Source organism: Providencia sp. AGC89 (genome assembly GCF_053543535.1).
This window is the reverse complement of sequence record NZ_JBIXLP010000067.1, coordinates 29,566-45,190: the sequence shown is the minus strand read 5'-3', so window position 1 is coordinate 45,190 and position 15,625 is coordinate 29,566. Positions and strand designations below refer to the sequence as shown.

Here is a 15,625-nt window from a genome sequence, read left to right as displayed (position 1 = left end):
ATAGAATAGATTAGAAAAAGTGATAATAAGGCATTTATTGTATATATTTATACAAAAATAAAGCCAGTATTTAATTTACTGGCTTACTTGAATAAACTTTAAAAACATCTTTAATATTACATTTACAAGTTGTTTATTTTCTACAAAAATTAACTAGCAAATATTGCAATTGTTTTTTCATCCATCCGATAACGAACCCACTCATCTTGTGGCTGTGCACCGATACTTTTATAAAAATCGATTGCGGGCTGATTCCAGTCTAAAACGCTCCATTCAAGGCGCTGACATTTGCGCTCTACAGCAAGCGTTGCAATGTATTTCAATAATTTTTTCCCTGCACCAGCGCCTCTGTAATCAGGAGAAACGTATAAATCCTCTAAATATATTCCATTATTCCCTAGCCAAGTTGAATAACTTGTAAAAAATACGGCATATCCTGCAGGTTGCCCGTCAATGTAACAAATTAAAGCTTCAGTATTTGAATCTGAACCGAATAACGAATTTTCAATGTCAGTAACGGAGGCTTTTACTTCATGACGAGCCTTTTCATAATCAGCCAACTCGATGATCATGTCTAAAATTAATGCAGCATCTTGGCGTGTTGCGGGTTTTATTTCTACGTTCATTAGTCATTCCCTTATAATTTGAGCATCAATTTTATGTATTACTCGCTAAAATCCCAACCATCAGAAATTTTATTCATCTCATCATTAGCTGTATAAGTTTTGTTTATACCAATAACTTACTTCTGAGTAGATAAATTAAACAGCGCATTTTAGGACATTGCTCCTTAAACAGTCTATTTGCTATGATACCGACATTGTTCAACTTAACTAAATAATAAGGAGGCTAATCTATGTTGTTGTGTGATTTAATTGAATATTCACACTTCTTTGGTAATCGCCAAAGCTCAGGCTTTCACAGTTTTATACTGCGATAACCCTGCCTGAGCGAAATTACCAATTGGGTGTTCCCTCAGCTTACTGGGTTGTCGTTCTGACAATTCCTTGGCATTTTTATGCCTAAAAATTGAGTAAGCTATGAGTACTTTATTATCTGTAAAATCATTAAACTACGATACACCAACAACGTCTTTATTAAATGATGTTTCTTTTACCTTACAACAAGGTGAACGTATAGGCTTAATAGGCCATAACGGCAGTGGGAAAAGTACATTATTAAAACTGATAACCCACCAGTTATCTCCAAATAGTGGCACTATCACTTATGCAAACCATTGCGTCACCGCTTATATCGAACAGCATTTACCTGCAGATGTTGCTAATCTGTCACTCATTGATGCTATTGTTGAGAAGCTTCCTGAGCAAGATAAAATAACAGACCGCTGGCGGGCTGAAGTTTTATTATCTGAGTTAGGCTTTACGACACAACAATGGGAACAAAAAGCAAACACAATAAGTGGTGGTCAACATACTCGTTTATTATTAGGCCGTGCTTTAATTGAACAACCTGATTTATTACTGTTAGATGAACCGAGTAACCACTTAGATCTGCCTACCCTTATTTGGTTAGGTGATTTTCTGCAATCATGGAAAGGCAGCTTTATACTTGTTTCCCATGACCAAGCGTTACTTGATAAAGTGACCAACTGCACATGGATTTTGCGGGATAAATCGCTCCATTTTTTTCGGTTAGCTTGTAGCGCCGCTCGTCAAGCGCTAATTGAAAAAGATATTGCAGACGAACATCGGTTTCAGGCAGAGCAAAAGGAAATTGACCGCATAACCTCAAGTGCTAAGCGCTTAGCCATATGGGGACACGTGTACGATAACGAAGCACTTTCTCGTAAAGCAAAGCAGATGGAAAAGCATATTGATCGTCTTAAGGATGACCAAACAGAAGTCACAGAGGGTTACCAATGGACATTATCTTTAAATGGCAAATCCATCCCTGCAAACCGCGTACTTGAGTTAGAGAATACCGTCATTTCAACACCTAATGGCTCGCATTTATTTACTAGTGCATTTCATCAAGTTAAAAGTGGCGATCGTATTGCTATTATCGGTGCAAATGGTTGTGGTAAATCAACATTATTGCGTCTACTTTGGCAGCACTATCAGCAAGATTTACGCTATAGTTCGCAGCTAAAGTTTCATCCTGCAATTAGCACTGGTTATTATGATCAGCAACTTGCGCAGCTAAATGATAATGACACTCTACTGGATGCATTACGCCCTTTTGCACCGTTAACAGATGAACAACGCAAAATGGCCTTAATCAGTGCAGGTTTTGCTTATACTCGTCACTCACAAAAAGTAGCAACACTGAGTGGCGGGGAACGCTCTAGACTGTTGTTTATTGGTTTAAGTTTGGCTCAATATGAATTATTGTTACTGGATGAGCCAACAAATCACCTTGATCTTGAAGGGAAAGAAGCACTAAGCGAGCAAATCCGCCAATTTTCAGGGGCATTACTGGTCGTCAGCCATGATAGGTGGCTGATTGAAAATAGCTGCCAACGTTTTTGGTTTATTAATGATAATCGTTTGGAAGAATACCTCAATGTAGATGATATCTATCATAAAATTGAGCAGCAATCCCAACTGTTGTTAGTCAATAATCCCCCGCTTATTAATGCAAGTGCGGAGCTTGATGTTTACCCTAGCAAAGCAACTCAGGAAGATGAATTGCTAGAAAAATTGTTAGTGTTAGAGGAAAAGTTACAAGCTGACCAAAAACGCAAACTGAATCATCAAAAACCACAATTACAGCAGCAATGGATTGAAGAAATTGCCTATATACAATCTCAATTAGGTTTATAACCTATTCCCCTGATAATTCAATATTATCAGGGGAATTTATACCATTCATGTTTCTATGATAAATTTAATTTATTATAATTTTAAATAAGAATACTCTTTTTTTAGCATTCTAATTATTTATTTTTTCATTAACATTAACAATCTTTGAATGTTAATAATATTTTTATATTTTATATATCCCATTAAAAATAAACATATAGACCAAAATTTAGTATACCTACAAACCCAATAAACAAGGTTAATTATTATGCAGAAATATAGGATCACCGATATTGAAAAAAATCATGATGGCATCACACTATATAAAATAGAAAACCTAATAACCAAAGAATATGGTGGATGGGTTAGTAGTGAAAGTAATTTAAGTCAGGAAGGTAATTGTTTTATTTTAGATGATGCGATGGTATATGGTAACGCTCATATTTCTGGTGATGCACAAATATCTGGTAATGCCTGCATATGTGACGATGCAAAAGTATATGACAATGCTATGGTTTATGGTAACGCTCTAATATCCGATAATGCAAATATTTATGGAAATGCAAAGGTATCTGATAATGCTAGTGTTTCTGGTAATTCTAAAGTATTAGATAAATCCGATGTTTTCGATAATGCTAAAGTTTCAGGCAATGCTGAATTAAGAGGAAGATGCCTTATTATGAATTCAGCTGAAATAAGCGAATTTGCTAAAATCACAGGAAAAGATTATACCGCAGTAATAATAAAAGACTCTGCTAAAGTTTATGGTAATGCCATAGTGACTAATAATTCTATTATTAGTGGCCATGCTGAGGTTTATGACAATGCGAAAATACTTATTAGTTGTCAGGTAACTAATTATGCAAAAGTCTATGAAAATGCCACTGTAGAAGGCAGTCCACTCATTAGTGAAAATGCTCAAGTTTATGGTAATGCCCTTATCAGGAATAATGCAATAATAAGAGGTAATGCGAGGGTTTATGGCAATGCGTCAATAAATTTAGGCACCGTGATAGAGGGAAATGATTATATATCGGGTATTTGCTACTGGGAGGATATTCACTCTCTATCCGCCTTAAAAATATTCATTCCTGGTGGAGGTAAAGCTGCATCTATTTATGCTAATGGCAACCACCAAGTTCAGGTTGAAATTAATATCGAAGCGAAAAACAATCACAACCAACCACTTGACATATCGCCAAAAGATATATTTAAAAACATTCAACTAGTAGATTATAAGAATGAACCGTTTTCTAATGTACTTCACTATACTGATATATGCGGAAACTATGCCCCAAACAATGGTACGTCTAATAAACAGGTTAACATTTCATCATGTATTGTCTATGTCTCTCTTAACCATCTAATTGAAGCATTTAAACTCTGTGTAAGATGTCAAATTAATCAAGATGAATATACTACAGCCCTAGAATATAATGGGAAAAATAAAATGCCTGATTATGTCCTATTGAATGTACTACCCAAACGTATTTTTTCAGAGTCCGATCTTGATAAGTACTCTCTTGAACACCCCATTATCGAGAAAGGCGTGGGTGGTTACTCAAATAGCATTTTGACTAAATACTACGTAAGATTTAATAATACAAATGGCACAATTACTCATGACGCATCATGCCAAGAGCATCTATGGTTCCACTATAAACAAACAGGTAATTACAAAGGTTGTAGCACATCAACGGACTCTTCAGTCAAACAAAATCACGATGCCGCATATACAACAACATTTCATTTCACACAAAAATGGTCCATCACTGTTACATCAAAAAACCATGAAAAATCAGGGTTATGCTTTTGGAGTTACCGTGTTTGGTATGGTGCTTTATGGAATTATAGTGAATGGGGAGAAAAAATGGCGTTTATTTTGCGTGACCAATATGGAAATGAAGCCACAATTATAGCCAAGGTAGGTAATGATGAACATATTAAATTTTATGTTAGCTAACCAACCGCATTATTATATTTATTAATTTCTCAGCATTATAAATTATAACGCTTATTATTTTAATAATGTCATAATCAAAAACATCCAACAAAAATCAATAATAAATTAAATGGATAACATTCTATGAATAAATTTTTTTCACAAAGCCAAAATTTCATAAGTGCATTAAAAACAGGAATAGACCCTAGAACCGGTATTTTCTCCTTAAATATCCCTATCGTTAATATTAATTGTAACTATGGCATGGGCCCCGAAATTAACTTATCATTATGCAGTAGTTCATTACAAAATAATAATAGTGGCTTTGGTATGGGCTTCTCATTACCATTAACCACCTATGACAGTAAGAACAAACTACTTCACTTATCATCTGGTGAAAAATATCTTATTAATGATACTGTTGCCAATTTTGAAGTAAAACAAAAAAAGTTAAATAATTTTATTTTTGAACGTTTTGATGATTTTTATAAAATCACCTATAAATCAGGTGTAGTTGAAATATTAGAAGGACCATCTTCGGGAAGTGATATCAAAAATACATTAAAAATCGAAAGTTATGATGGCCATTTTGTTATCCTAAAATGGGCGTTTTTTGGCTTCCCTCACCTTTTAGAAATAAAAGATGAAAATAATGTTTTATTATCGATAGACTACGAAAATTATAATCAGCCTATAATATCAATATATCCCCTATCACTAGAGTGCTATAAAATAAAATTAAAAATATTCAATGGACATTTACAGCAACTTATAAAAACAACAGAAAATTATATTTGGCATTTCAGTTATAATGAATATGGTTACATAGAAAAAATAATACATCCTACTGGGTTGGTTGAATCTATTTATTATCAAAGAGACCTCATTAGATTCCCTGAGGATATATACCCTGCACTAATTGCCGCAACTCGCCATACGTTATCTTTCCAAGGAGAACAACCTGATATTGTCACCTCCTATACTTATACAAACACAAATTATTTAGGCTTTGCTAGCGGATTAAATTTCAAATCGGATACTGATAATTTATATTCGCTTTTAACTAATTATACTTATGGGTCTACAGAAATACAGAGAAGTGATGAGCTAATTATAGAAACTACACGGCTCTATAATAACTATCATTTACTGACAAATGAAATTACAACATATCAATCACATAATGGTTCTATTAATATTAATCGTACAGACTATGATTATTACGCCGTTATCGGTCTTCCTTTTGATAAGCAACCCCCTCAATTTCAATTCGTTAACAAAAAAACTATCACATGGGAAAATCAACACGGTCAAAAACGACAAGATGTTTATCAATCCGAATTTGACGAACATGGCAACCCTACATTAGAAATACATCCCGATGGTACGCGAACCATTATGCAATGGTATTCAGCAGAAGAAAGTAGCGATACCAATAATAATTTATTGTGCCCTCGCGAAAAAAATGGATTTGTCCGCTTCATGAAATCCAAAATAGTAATACCTAACCAAACTGATTATCAAACACCGACTACATCAACATATTATTCCTACAGCTACCTAGAAAATACCGAGATAATTATTTTACACCAAGAACAATATTATGCAGATAATCGTTTATTGCAAAAACGTATTTTTGAATTTTGTAGCCAGAGAAATGGTATAGAATATGGTAGAATAACAGCTAGTTATAATATTTTTTATCAAGATGGGGAAAACTCAACCCACTTCGATTCAAAACAATCTATTAGCACTTCTATACAAAACCAGCAAATAGTTCAAAAAAATCAATTTCAAGGGCATGATGGTTGCCAATTAGCAACAATGAAAAAACTATCAATGCTGAGTTTATGTTTGCTGAGTGAAATAAATAGGTTAGGCATTCAAACTAATTATACTTATGACCAGATTGGCCGGATATTGAGCCAAACTGAAGCTGTGGGTTCCGCCTATGAGCGAACAATATATTGGCATTATAAAATCACTCATTTAGGCCCTATTACTTATGAAAAAGACTCATATGGTAATCAAGCAAAAATACTCTTCAATAGTTTAGGTTACCCTATAAAACAATATCAATTTGATAATGATGGAACCCAAGAATGGTACGAGGTAAAGCATCAGAAATATGGGCCATTAGGTAACCTACAAGCAACAACAGAACAAGATACCCAATTTTCTGATAGAAAACAGCAGTGCTATACCATAAATACAACCTATAAAAGAGACTCATGGGGTGAAATTACCACGACAAGGCTTAATAATAATTTTGAAACACATCGAATAGTTGACCCAATCTTATTAACCGAAACACATACTCAGCAAGGTTGGTTAAACGGCCAACATCTACAAAGTGGCCAGTGGATGACTATTCTTAATAAGAAAAATCAATTGCCCAAACTCACACTACGTATTGATTCGAATAGTGAAATTATTGCCTCTCAACAACACTTTTGGGACGGTTCAGGGCGTTTACGTAAACAAATTGATGAGTTAGGCAATCCTATTGAATGGACCTATGATGTGTATGGTCGTGTTCTTAGCCAAACATTACCTGATGGCACAGTAATTGAACAAACATATGTCCCATATTTAATGGGAAAAGAAGTTTCATCCATTCAAGTAACTGATATCAATGGCCATTGCTGGGTTCTAGGAAGCCAAGAATTTGACAGTTTAGGCCGTTTAACCCTACAAGAAAGCGGCAAACGAGTCACAACCTACCAATATGATAACGCATCCCCCTCGCCTTCATTCATCACATTACCTTCAGGAGAAACCGTACATTATGAGTATATCCCTGAATTAAATAATGCCATAAATAAGGTCAATGTATGTGGCGTCACTCAGGAGTTTGAATATGATTTAGCCACCGCAGAACTGTTACATTCTACAGAAAAAGACACAAAAGTGAGCAATCAATGGAATAATTCAGGCACATTGAAACGAGAAACAATGATTTTATCGGGTGTAACTAAGCAGACTGAATATCAATGGACATTGCAAGGAAAGCCCGTGTCATACCATGATATTACAGGGGCAAAAACAGACTATCAACGAGATAAATATGGTCGATTAAGTCGAATTTTTGATAGTGCTCTGATAACTGATTTTACCTATGATGCGCTGGGTCGTTTAATTACGCAAATAGTAACTGATAATTCTACCCATGCTTTTATACTCACCACATTCACTTACAATGAGTTTAATCAGGAAATTAGACGGAGTATCACCGATAACCAAGGTTCTCAATTGGTTATTCAAAGTATATGGCTAAAAAATGGCTTACTATCATCCAAACATACGACATTGGATAATAAGCCCGTAAAAAATGAAAAATATCGCTATGATAAACGTAATCGTTTAATAGGTTACTCTTTTGAAGGTAATGAGCACCCTATAGACTGCTATGGGCAATCAGTTAGACAGCAATTTTATGATTACGACCCATTAAATAACCTTATTCAGGTACGCACCGTACTAAAAAACCACGAAGTGGATATTGCCCAGTACCATTACAATAATAAAGATGACCCTACACAATTAACCGCCATATCTCATTCACACCGTAATTACCCTGCGAATATTCCACTTGAGTATGATAAATGTGGTCGTCTGATACTAGATAATGCAGGTAGGACATTACACTATGACCCTCTAGGGCGGCTTATTCGCGTTAATGGGCTGGAAAATAGCAAATATGGCTACAATGCTCTAAATCAAATTGTGAGCCAAACCGTCAAAAATAATCAAAATCATCAACTCTATTACCGCGCCGACGAGCTAGTTAATGAAATCACCACAGAAAAAAACAACAAAATTCGTTTAATAAAAGCAGGTCATACTTGCTTAGCTGTTGGATGTAATACTGAACTAACCTTAATGGCGAATGAATATAATGACAATTTAATATGGTCTTTAAATACAAACAATAAGCTTAGCCAGTCCCACTCTAGGTTGCCATATGGCGAAGATAAAACAACAGAACATTTTCTTGGCTTAAATGGTGAGCGAATTGACCCAATTACAGGTGTTTATCACCTAGGCAATGGTTATCGTGCATATAACCCATGCCTAATGCGCTTTCATTGCCCTGATAGTTTGAGCCCTTTTGGCAAAGGGGGGATAAATCCCTATGCCTATTGTGCCGGAGACCCGATAAACCGGATTGACCCATCAGGGCACTTTAGCCTTAAAGCAATGAGTGGGTTAGCGATTGGGGCATTAGGGATAATTTTCTCTGGTGTAACATTTGGTGCATCATTAGCAGCCTCTGGCGCCATCATGGCAAGTATTACACTAATATTAAGTGTTGCCTCAGATGCTACGGGGATCGCTAGCATGTTAACTCGGAAAAGTGACCCCCAAGCTTCAAGTATCTTAGGCTGGGCATCTCTTGCACTGGGTATTGCCAGCATAGGTACTAGTGTAAGTAGCCTTAAGCTCAATTCCAATAGGCTATTTTCTATACTAACAAACAAAAATAGCTCACCTCTCAGTACAAAATTAACAACCTTTGGTGGCAAAATGGAAGGGATGGTCCCTATGGGGAAAGATTTTTATTTTTTTGAAGATATCTATCATAATGAAAAGCGACTAAATATTGTTGCACATGGAATAAAACAACAAAACGGTACCGCACTACTCTACAGAAGCGCTCAAAATCATATGACCCCAAATGAATTGTATGAAATATTATCAAAAAGAAAAGACTTATCTAATTATACCAATATACGCACAATTATGTGCCACTCAGGAAATGGAGGAGAGCAGTCATTTGCAAAACTGTTAGCTAGATTAACCAATAAACCCGTAAAAGCGTACTTAGGGCCCGTAACTGGAAATTTTGAAACCGAGGAAGTCAATAAAATTTTGCTGGGTGCGACGCGGCGTTATGGAGACGAGGGGCTCGAATATATGGTTAATCTATTTTCCCAAAAATATGAATTTCAAATAAGAAAAACCAATCCTTATTCGATTTTTTCATCGGAATATTTTTCCTATAAATATGACCCAATAAAATTTAACCCATAAAGGTAACAACATCATTATACTGATGGCACAAGCTCAATACCTTTTTCATTAGCAGGACAGTACCCATCTTTGTTATACAACCGCTGTCCTCTGGAGTTTTTTTATTGGTTTATCAATAAAATAAGTTAACCTATCAATAATTATTTATAAAATACTTTTTTTAATAGCCTAAATACTAAACAAGCTTTTTAGTATTTTAATTTTTGTTTTTTATTTTTTGCACGTTTAAAATAAGAAGTTGGCACACTAGGGCAAACGACTTCTTTGAATTTTACGTCTTTATTTGAAGGTTGTATTGCTTCACCGTCAGCGGGTGTTGAGGCTTTATTCTTCTGTGTTTTGTTAGTATCTTTCATATATGATTGCTCATTCACTTGTATAATATCATTTGTTTTAGCCATTTGATTTTCCTTCCGTCACTAATACTGCATTCACTTGTTCTATTCTTTCTACTGCTCGATTGATGATCTCAACCACTTTAGTCGATTCATCCTTCGTCAATTGTTGAAGAACAATTTTATGCCTTAACAATGATTTAAATTTATCTACTGCACATTCAATTTCATTAGCAAACTGATTTCCGGCTTTCAATTCCTGTGCATATTTTAATTTTAGCTGAACTTCAGCTAAAATCTCGGCTTTGAGCAATAAAAAACACCGGCCTTCAGGTGTGATCACATAGCATTTACGGCCTTTCCCGTTATCTTTACCCTCTGTGATAAAACCTAATTCTTCTAACAAAGTCAAAGTTGGATATATCACCCCTGGGCTTGGGCAATAAAAACCAGCGGTTTCTTCCCCAATTTTTTTAATTAGGTCATAACCATAGTTTATTCCCCCTGTCAGTAAATGTAAGATATATATCCTCAACTGTTTTGGGTTGAACATGCGACTGACACTTTTGCCATTACATAAGCATGACCCTGACTGCGGTTCCCTTATCATTAAAACTCTCAGTGGTTATTCGCTATCAAAACCGATATATCTAACATAATAGCCATTTTTATAGAAAATGCTAGCTTTAGATATATCGGTTTTTCTCATATCGTGCTAATGATAATCATTCGTATATAAATCATACCAGCAATGTCGAGATAATATGGTGAAAAAATGCGATAAACTGACGATGAAAAAACCAGCCATTAAAATATGACTGGTTTACAATAAGAATGGTAATTAGCCTATATTAGGTAATATATTGAAAACTATACCTAACTGAACACCTATAACGATAATACCACAAATGAATACCAGTGATAACCCTAACCCGCCACCTAAGACTTGATACTTACGTTGATTTAATGCTCTGGATTTAAACGCCATCGCACTAGGTAATAACAACGCCAATATTGAAAGTGCTATCGCGGCATAGCCTAACGCCATCACAAACCCTTTCGGATAGAACAAGGCAAAAACTAGTGGTGGAGCAAAAGTCAGTATTCCGGTTTGTAAACGCCCTGATGCGTTATCTTGCCGTTTGAACAAATCCGCTAAGAAATCAAATAACCCTAATGCAACACCGAGGAATGACGTTGCTAAAGCGAGACTCATAAACATTTGAGCAACCAGTTCGGTTCTTTCAGATTGCGCTACATTTTTAATAGCATCTAACAGCCCGTTTAACCCTGCATTTTCAGCAAGAATACCCACGAAGGTCGTTGTACCTATACTTCCAAGAGTTGCTATTTGCCATAAGATATAAGCGATTAAAGGAATAGCACTACCAATGATAAATATGATCCGTAATTTTTTTACGTCTCCTCCCATATATTTAACAATACTAGGCACACTACCATGGAAGCCAAAAGAGGTAAAAAATACCGGAATAGCAGATAATATCAGTACCTTTTCAGTCGGCGCCGACAGCAAATTTTGCTGTTCTACATGTGGTATCATTAACGCCAAAATAATCACTAAAAATACAATTTTTGCTGTAAACAATATACGGTTAATAAAATCTACCGATGACGTGCCAAAACAAACTACCCCGCCGCCGATTACTGTAAATAGTACGATCCCCATCCAATCAGCCATTTCAATGGCCAAACTGCTGTTTAAATTTGATGTGATAATTTCCCCTGCACCACTAACGTAAGCTGCTGTCAGAGCATACATCAGAAACATCATGCTAAAACCGGTAATAAACTTACCGCCTGAACCTAAATAGCGCTGAGCAACACTCCCGATCCCCGTTTCATGGGATTCATGTTGATAAACTTCAACCAATAATAATGCGGTGTAACACATCAATGCCCATAACACTAATAGCATGGCTAAACTGGCCATAAAACCATTGCCAGCGGCTGCAATTGGCATAGCCAACATACCTGCGCCAATCGTAGTACCTGCAACAATAAAAACACTACCAAGCGTGCGATTTTTCATATTGAGATCCTAGCAAGTCAATTAAACACTAATTTTATAATTGGAATGATTGAGTTTATTTTCTTCATCAACGAGTTGTTGTAGCTTGTCTGCAAAGATATTTTTTAATTCCGCCCAGTAATTATCGAAATGCCCTTTATCTCGTAAACAGTGAGTCATAATTGCCGCCCTTAATACATATACTGAACGGACCTTCTGCCACTCTTCATCTGAAAAATGTGCGTCTCGGCATAGTTTTAACGGAGTATCTCCATATTCTTCATGAGTTAACGAAGTTGAGGATGTTAGAAAATCATTAGAATAAGTGCGCCCTGAAGCATACGAACACAGCTCATATAACCGTTTATTTAATTGGTTTTGCTTTTCTAATGATGTGTTGCCTGATTCGCGGAACATAAAATTCACCATGTGGAAATCAGGTGCGGGCATTGCAGCAATTGAAAATTGACGGTCGCCAATAATAAATGGCTCACATTGGTTAATTTCCTGAATTATCCAATGAGCCGTCGTTACTCCTGCCGCGATCACCTTCCCATAGCCTAAAAGATTTAGCGGCACTAAACGATGTGCCGCCCATACCGCAGCTGCGGTTGCCCCAGATTTTGAACCTTCCATAATAGAAGAACCAAGCAACACATTCTGTACTTTGTCCGTTTTACGCTGTTTTTCTTGTACTTCCTCAAATACATAAGCAGCATGATAAGAAATCAAATCGACAATGCGCTTATCTTTCATACAAATAGCGCCAGCTGAATAAGGAATGAAACCAACTTTATGCGGGTCAACAGTAATAGAGTCGGCTTGGTTTAGTGCTTTAAAACTCTCGTATACCTCAGGCTTCGGCCAAACGATCTCTTTAGGGAATATCCCTTCACTATGATAGCGTTTAATTAGTGCATCATAATCAATGAATTGATTATTTTCATCACGGAACATTGCACAAGCATACCCCGCATAAGCTGCATCAATATGCACATAAAATGAAACCCCGAAACGCTGTTCGCATTCCTCACGTAACTTAATGACTTCTTTAATGTTATCAATTGATCCTGTTTCTGTTGTACCCACAACAGCAACCACAGCAAGGATCGGTTCACCCCGCTCTATCAATGAAAAGACCGTTTCACGCATTTTTTGTACATCAGTTCGGTAACTTTCATCGACGGGTAACTGGACGATGTTCTGTTGACCTAAACCAAGAATATCCATCGCTTTCATCCATGAATAATGCTTGGATTGCGGCACTAATAATTTACCTAATTTTCCTTGCTCAATACCAACACCACGGCACGTTAAATCACGAACCTCTTCAAAAATGTGGCGTTTTTTTAATTCATCAATTAAGTCCAATATTTTACTAACCGGCAAATTCAGTAATTCTTTTTCTGATTTACCATTCAGTAAATGTTGTGCTTCTGGGTGTTGCGCAACAGCTAATGGTAACGTTTTGATGTTTCGTGCCACCCATAACCCTTCATAATTGGCCACCGTACCACCAGAGGTAATATGCCCCCAAGCTTGTTGTACGTCATAGCCAAACATAGCGCATAAATCTAAACCAGCTTCTACTTCTAATACCGTTGTTGTAGGTGAAGATTCTTGTGCACAGTTATTGGGGTTGTACATCATCGCCATCACATAAGCGAGATTAGAGATCATCAGTGTATCGGCATTCATGTGCCCCATATAACGGGGTGAAAACCAAGGAACAGATGTTGTTTTTAGCTTTGAAGAGAGTTGGTTAAGAATACCCTCGGTACGGTATAATGTATCCCTATATTCAGGGGCATACCGGTCAACAGTAGAGATAAGGTCAGGGTCTTCAGGGTGGTATCCTGAACGCCAATGCATGTGCTCTGTGATGGAATACTCCATCATCTCTTTGAAAAACACCGCATTTTCTGATTTAGGGCCTAAGAACAAGGCATCGACATTCATTTTTGAATTTTTAAAATTATTCATTATTACTACACCTTCAAACTACAAATAACTTACGTTAATTGTCTTTAAGTTAATTAACTTAATATCATTGGAAAGTGCATAACGGGCTGTGTGTTTAAAAGACATCAATATGTTAATGATATACATTTTTTAAATATCATTTAACAAGAAAATATTGATAGACAAACCGTTAATGGCCAACTTATCTATAGATATAATCTATTCCTATTAAATTATTAATAAACTAATAAGAATTTCGTTCGAAATTGTGGGCGGGGACAAAAAATCAATAATTATTTAGCTGTAAAGAGATATTTACGGTAAAAAGACTTGATAGTGTAAATTATTTGTTATAAATGACAAGTACTTTCACTACTAGCACATGCCATCAGCCAGTAGTGAAAACGCCAAGAAAAAAACAAATAATTAACTGTTTAATAAAACTATTTTACCCAGCAAATCACCAGATTCCATATGTTGATGGGCTTCTTTTACCTGTGTCAATTGGTACACTTTGTTAATAATTGGTTTTATTTTACCTTTTTGCAACATATCCCAAACTTGTGTTTTAAGATCTGTTGCAATCAATGCTTTTTCTTCAGTTGAGCGGGAACGCATTGTTGAACCTGTATGAACTAATCGTTTTACCATTAACGGCATCATATTTAATTGTTTAGGGTTACCTTTCATCATGCCAATTTGAATAATCCGGCCAAATTTAGCGGCTACCTGATAGTTTTTCTCGACATAATCACCGCCTATAATATCCACCACCATATCAACCCCTCGTGATAAGGTGTAATTTAAAGCCGCTTCAACAAAATCATCGGTTTTATAATTAATGACACAATCAGCTCCTAGCTTTTTGGCTGCGTCAACTTTTTCTTCTGAACCAACAGTGGTGATCACTACTGCACCAAATGCTTTCGCTAACATAATCGCAACACTACCAATGCCGGATGTTCCTCCATGAATAAGTACCGATTCATCTTTTTTTAACTTACCAATTTGGAACACATTGGCCCAAACTGTGAAAAAGTTTTCTGGAATGCAGGCGCCTTCAATAAAAGATAATGAACCTAGCGGCAACGCTATGTCCTTATGTACTAAGCAATATTGCGCATACCCTCCACCTGCGACTAATGCACAAAGCTTATCGCCTAATTGCCACTCATCAACGTCATCAGCTTTAGCTACAACAGTTCCAGCAACTTCAAGCCCCATAATTGACGATGCATCTGGAGGCGGTGGATAAGCCCCTTTTCTTTGAAAAATATCCGGTCGATTAACCCCTGCGGCCTCGACTTTTACTAACATATAACCTGCAGAAATTCTTGGTAGTGGTTTTTCTATTAATTGCAATTTTTCAGGCCCACCAGGTTCTATAATGTCAACAGCGGTCATTGTCGTCGGTAAAGATGGTTGAGCGTGTATCATCATAATCTCCCTTCTTAAAGTTAAGTTGAAAAATTGATATTTATAAATTTATTTTTGTGTTAAATTAATGCTAATTAGTTTAGTATTTATAGCTTGAAAGTCATATTTCTAAGTAATTATTATC

General features: G+C 36.1%; 9 protein-coding genes. 3 read left to right on the top strand and 6 right to left on the bottom strand.

Going from position 1 to position 15,625, the window contains the following annotated elements; genetic code table 11:
- Positions 1–149: 149 nt before the first annotated feature.
- Positions 150–626 carry a GNAT family N-acetyltransferase gene (locus ACIPUA_RS13295; RefSeq protein ID WP_042843836.1) on the bottom strand — a complete coding sequence of 159 codons (477 nt, stop codon included), beginning with the start codon at positions 624–626 and terminating at the stop codon, positions 150–152.
- Between the two features lie 414 nt (positions 627–1,040).
- On the opposite strand from ACIPUA_RS13295, the gene ACIPUA_RS13290 reads away from it, so the two are divergent.
- The 3 genes from ACIPUA_RS13290 (at position 1,041) to ACIPUA_RS13280 (ending at position 9,738) form a co-directional block, all read left to right on the top strand.
- On the top strand, positions 1,041–2,783 hold the full coding sequence (locus ACIPUA_RS13290) for an ABC-F family ATP-binding cassette domain-containing protein (protein ID WP_042843837.1): 1,743 nt from the start codon (positions 1,041–1,043) through the stop codon (positions 2,781–2,783).
- A 247-nt stretch (positions 2,784–3,030) separates the two neighbouring features.
- Positions 3,031–4,725 (top strand): hypothetical protein, encoded by a 1,695-nt coding sequence (locus tag ACIPUA_RS13285; RefSeq protein ID WP_449059771.1) that lies wholly within the window; start codon positions 3,031–3,033, stop codon positions 4,723–4,725.
- 123 nt (positions 4,726–4,848) lie between these two features.
- Complete coding sequence (locus ACIPUA_RS13280; RefSeq protein WP_449059770.1) at positions 4,849–9,738, top strand: RHS repeat-associated core domain-containing protein; 4,890 nt, start codon at positions 4,849–4,851, stop codon at positions 9,736–9,738.
- A 188-nt stretch (positions 9,739–9,926) separates the two neighbouring features.
- On the opposite strand, the gene ACIPUA_RS13275 is transcribed toward ACIPUA_RS13280, so the two are convergent.
- The 5 genes from ACIPUA_RS13275 to ACIPUA_RS13255 all read right to left on the bottom strand — a co-directional run bounded on the left by ACIPUA_RS13275 (position 9,927) and on the right by ACIPUA_RS13255 (position 15,501).
- On the bottom strand, positions 9,927–10,139 hold the full coding sequence (locus tag ACIPUA_RS13275; protein ID WP_042843838.1) for a hypothetical protein: 213 nt from the start codon (positions 10,137–10,139) through the stop codon (positions 9,927–9,929).
- Positions 10,132–10,683, bottom strand: a complete 552-nt coding sequence (locus tag ACIPUA_RS13270) for a PadR family transcriptional regulator (RefSeq protein WP_042843839.1) — start codon at positions 10,681–10,683, stop codon at positions 10,132–10,134. The genes ACIPUA_RS13275 and ACIPUA_RS13270 overlap by 8 nt, the downstream gene beginning before the upstream one ends.
- A gap of 231 nt (positions 10,684–10,914) precedes the next feature.
- Positions 10,915–12,063: a tyrosine transporter TyrP gene (gene tyrP / locus ACIPUA_RS13265; protein WP_230232918.1), complete on the bottom strand. Its 1,149-nt coding sequence runs from the start codon at positions 12,061–12,063 to the stop codon at positions 10,915–10,917.
- Between the two features lie 81 nt (positions 12,064–12,144).
- Entirely contained in the window at positions 12,145–14,085 is a 1,941-nt protein-coding gene (locus ACIPUA_RS13260; protein WP_042843841.1) for a pyridoxal phosphate-dependent decarboxylase family protein, read from the bottom strand.
- A 405-nt stretch (positions 14,086–14,490) separates the two neighbouring features.
- Positions 14,491–15,501, bottom strand: a complete 1,011-nt coding sequence (locus tag ACIPUA_RS13255; protein ID WP_449059789.1) for an NAD(P)H-quinone oxidoreductase — start codon at positions 15,499–15,501, stop codon at positions 14,491–14,493.
- Positions 15,502–15,625: the final 124 nt, after the last annotated feature.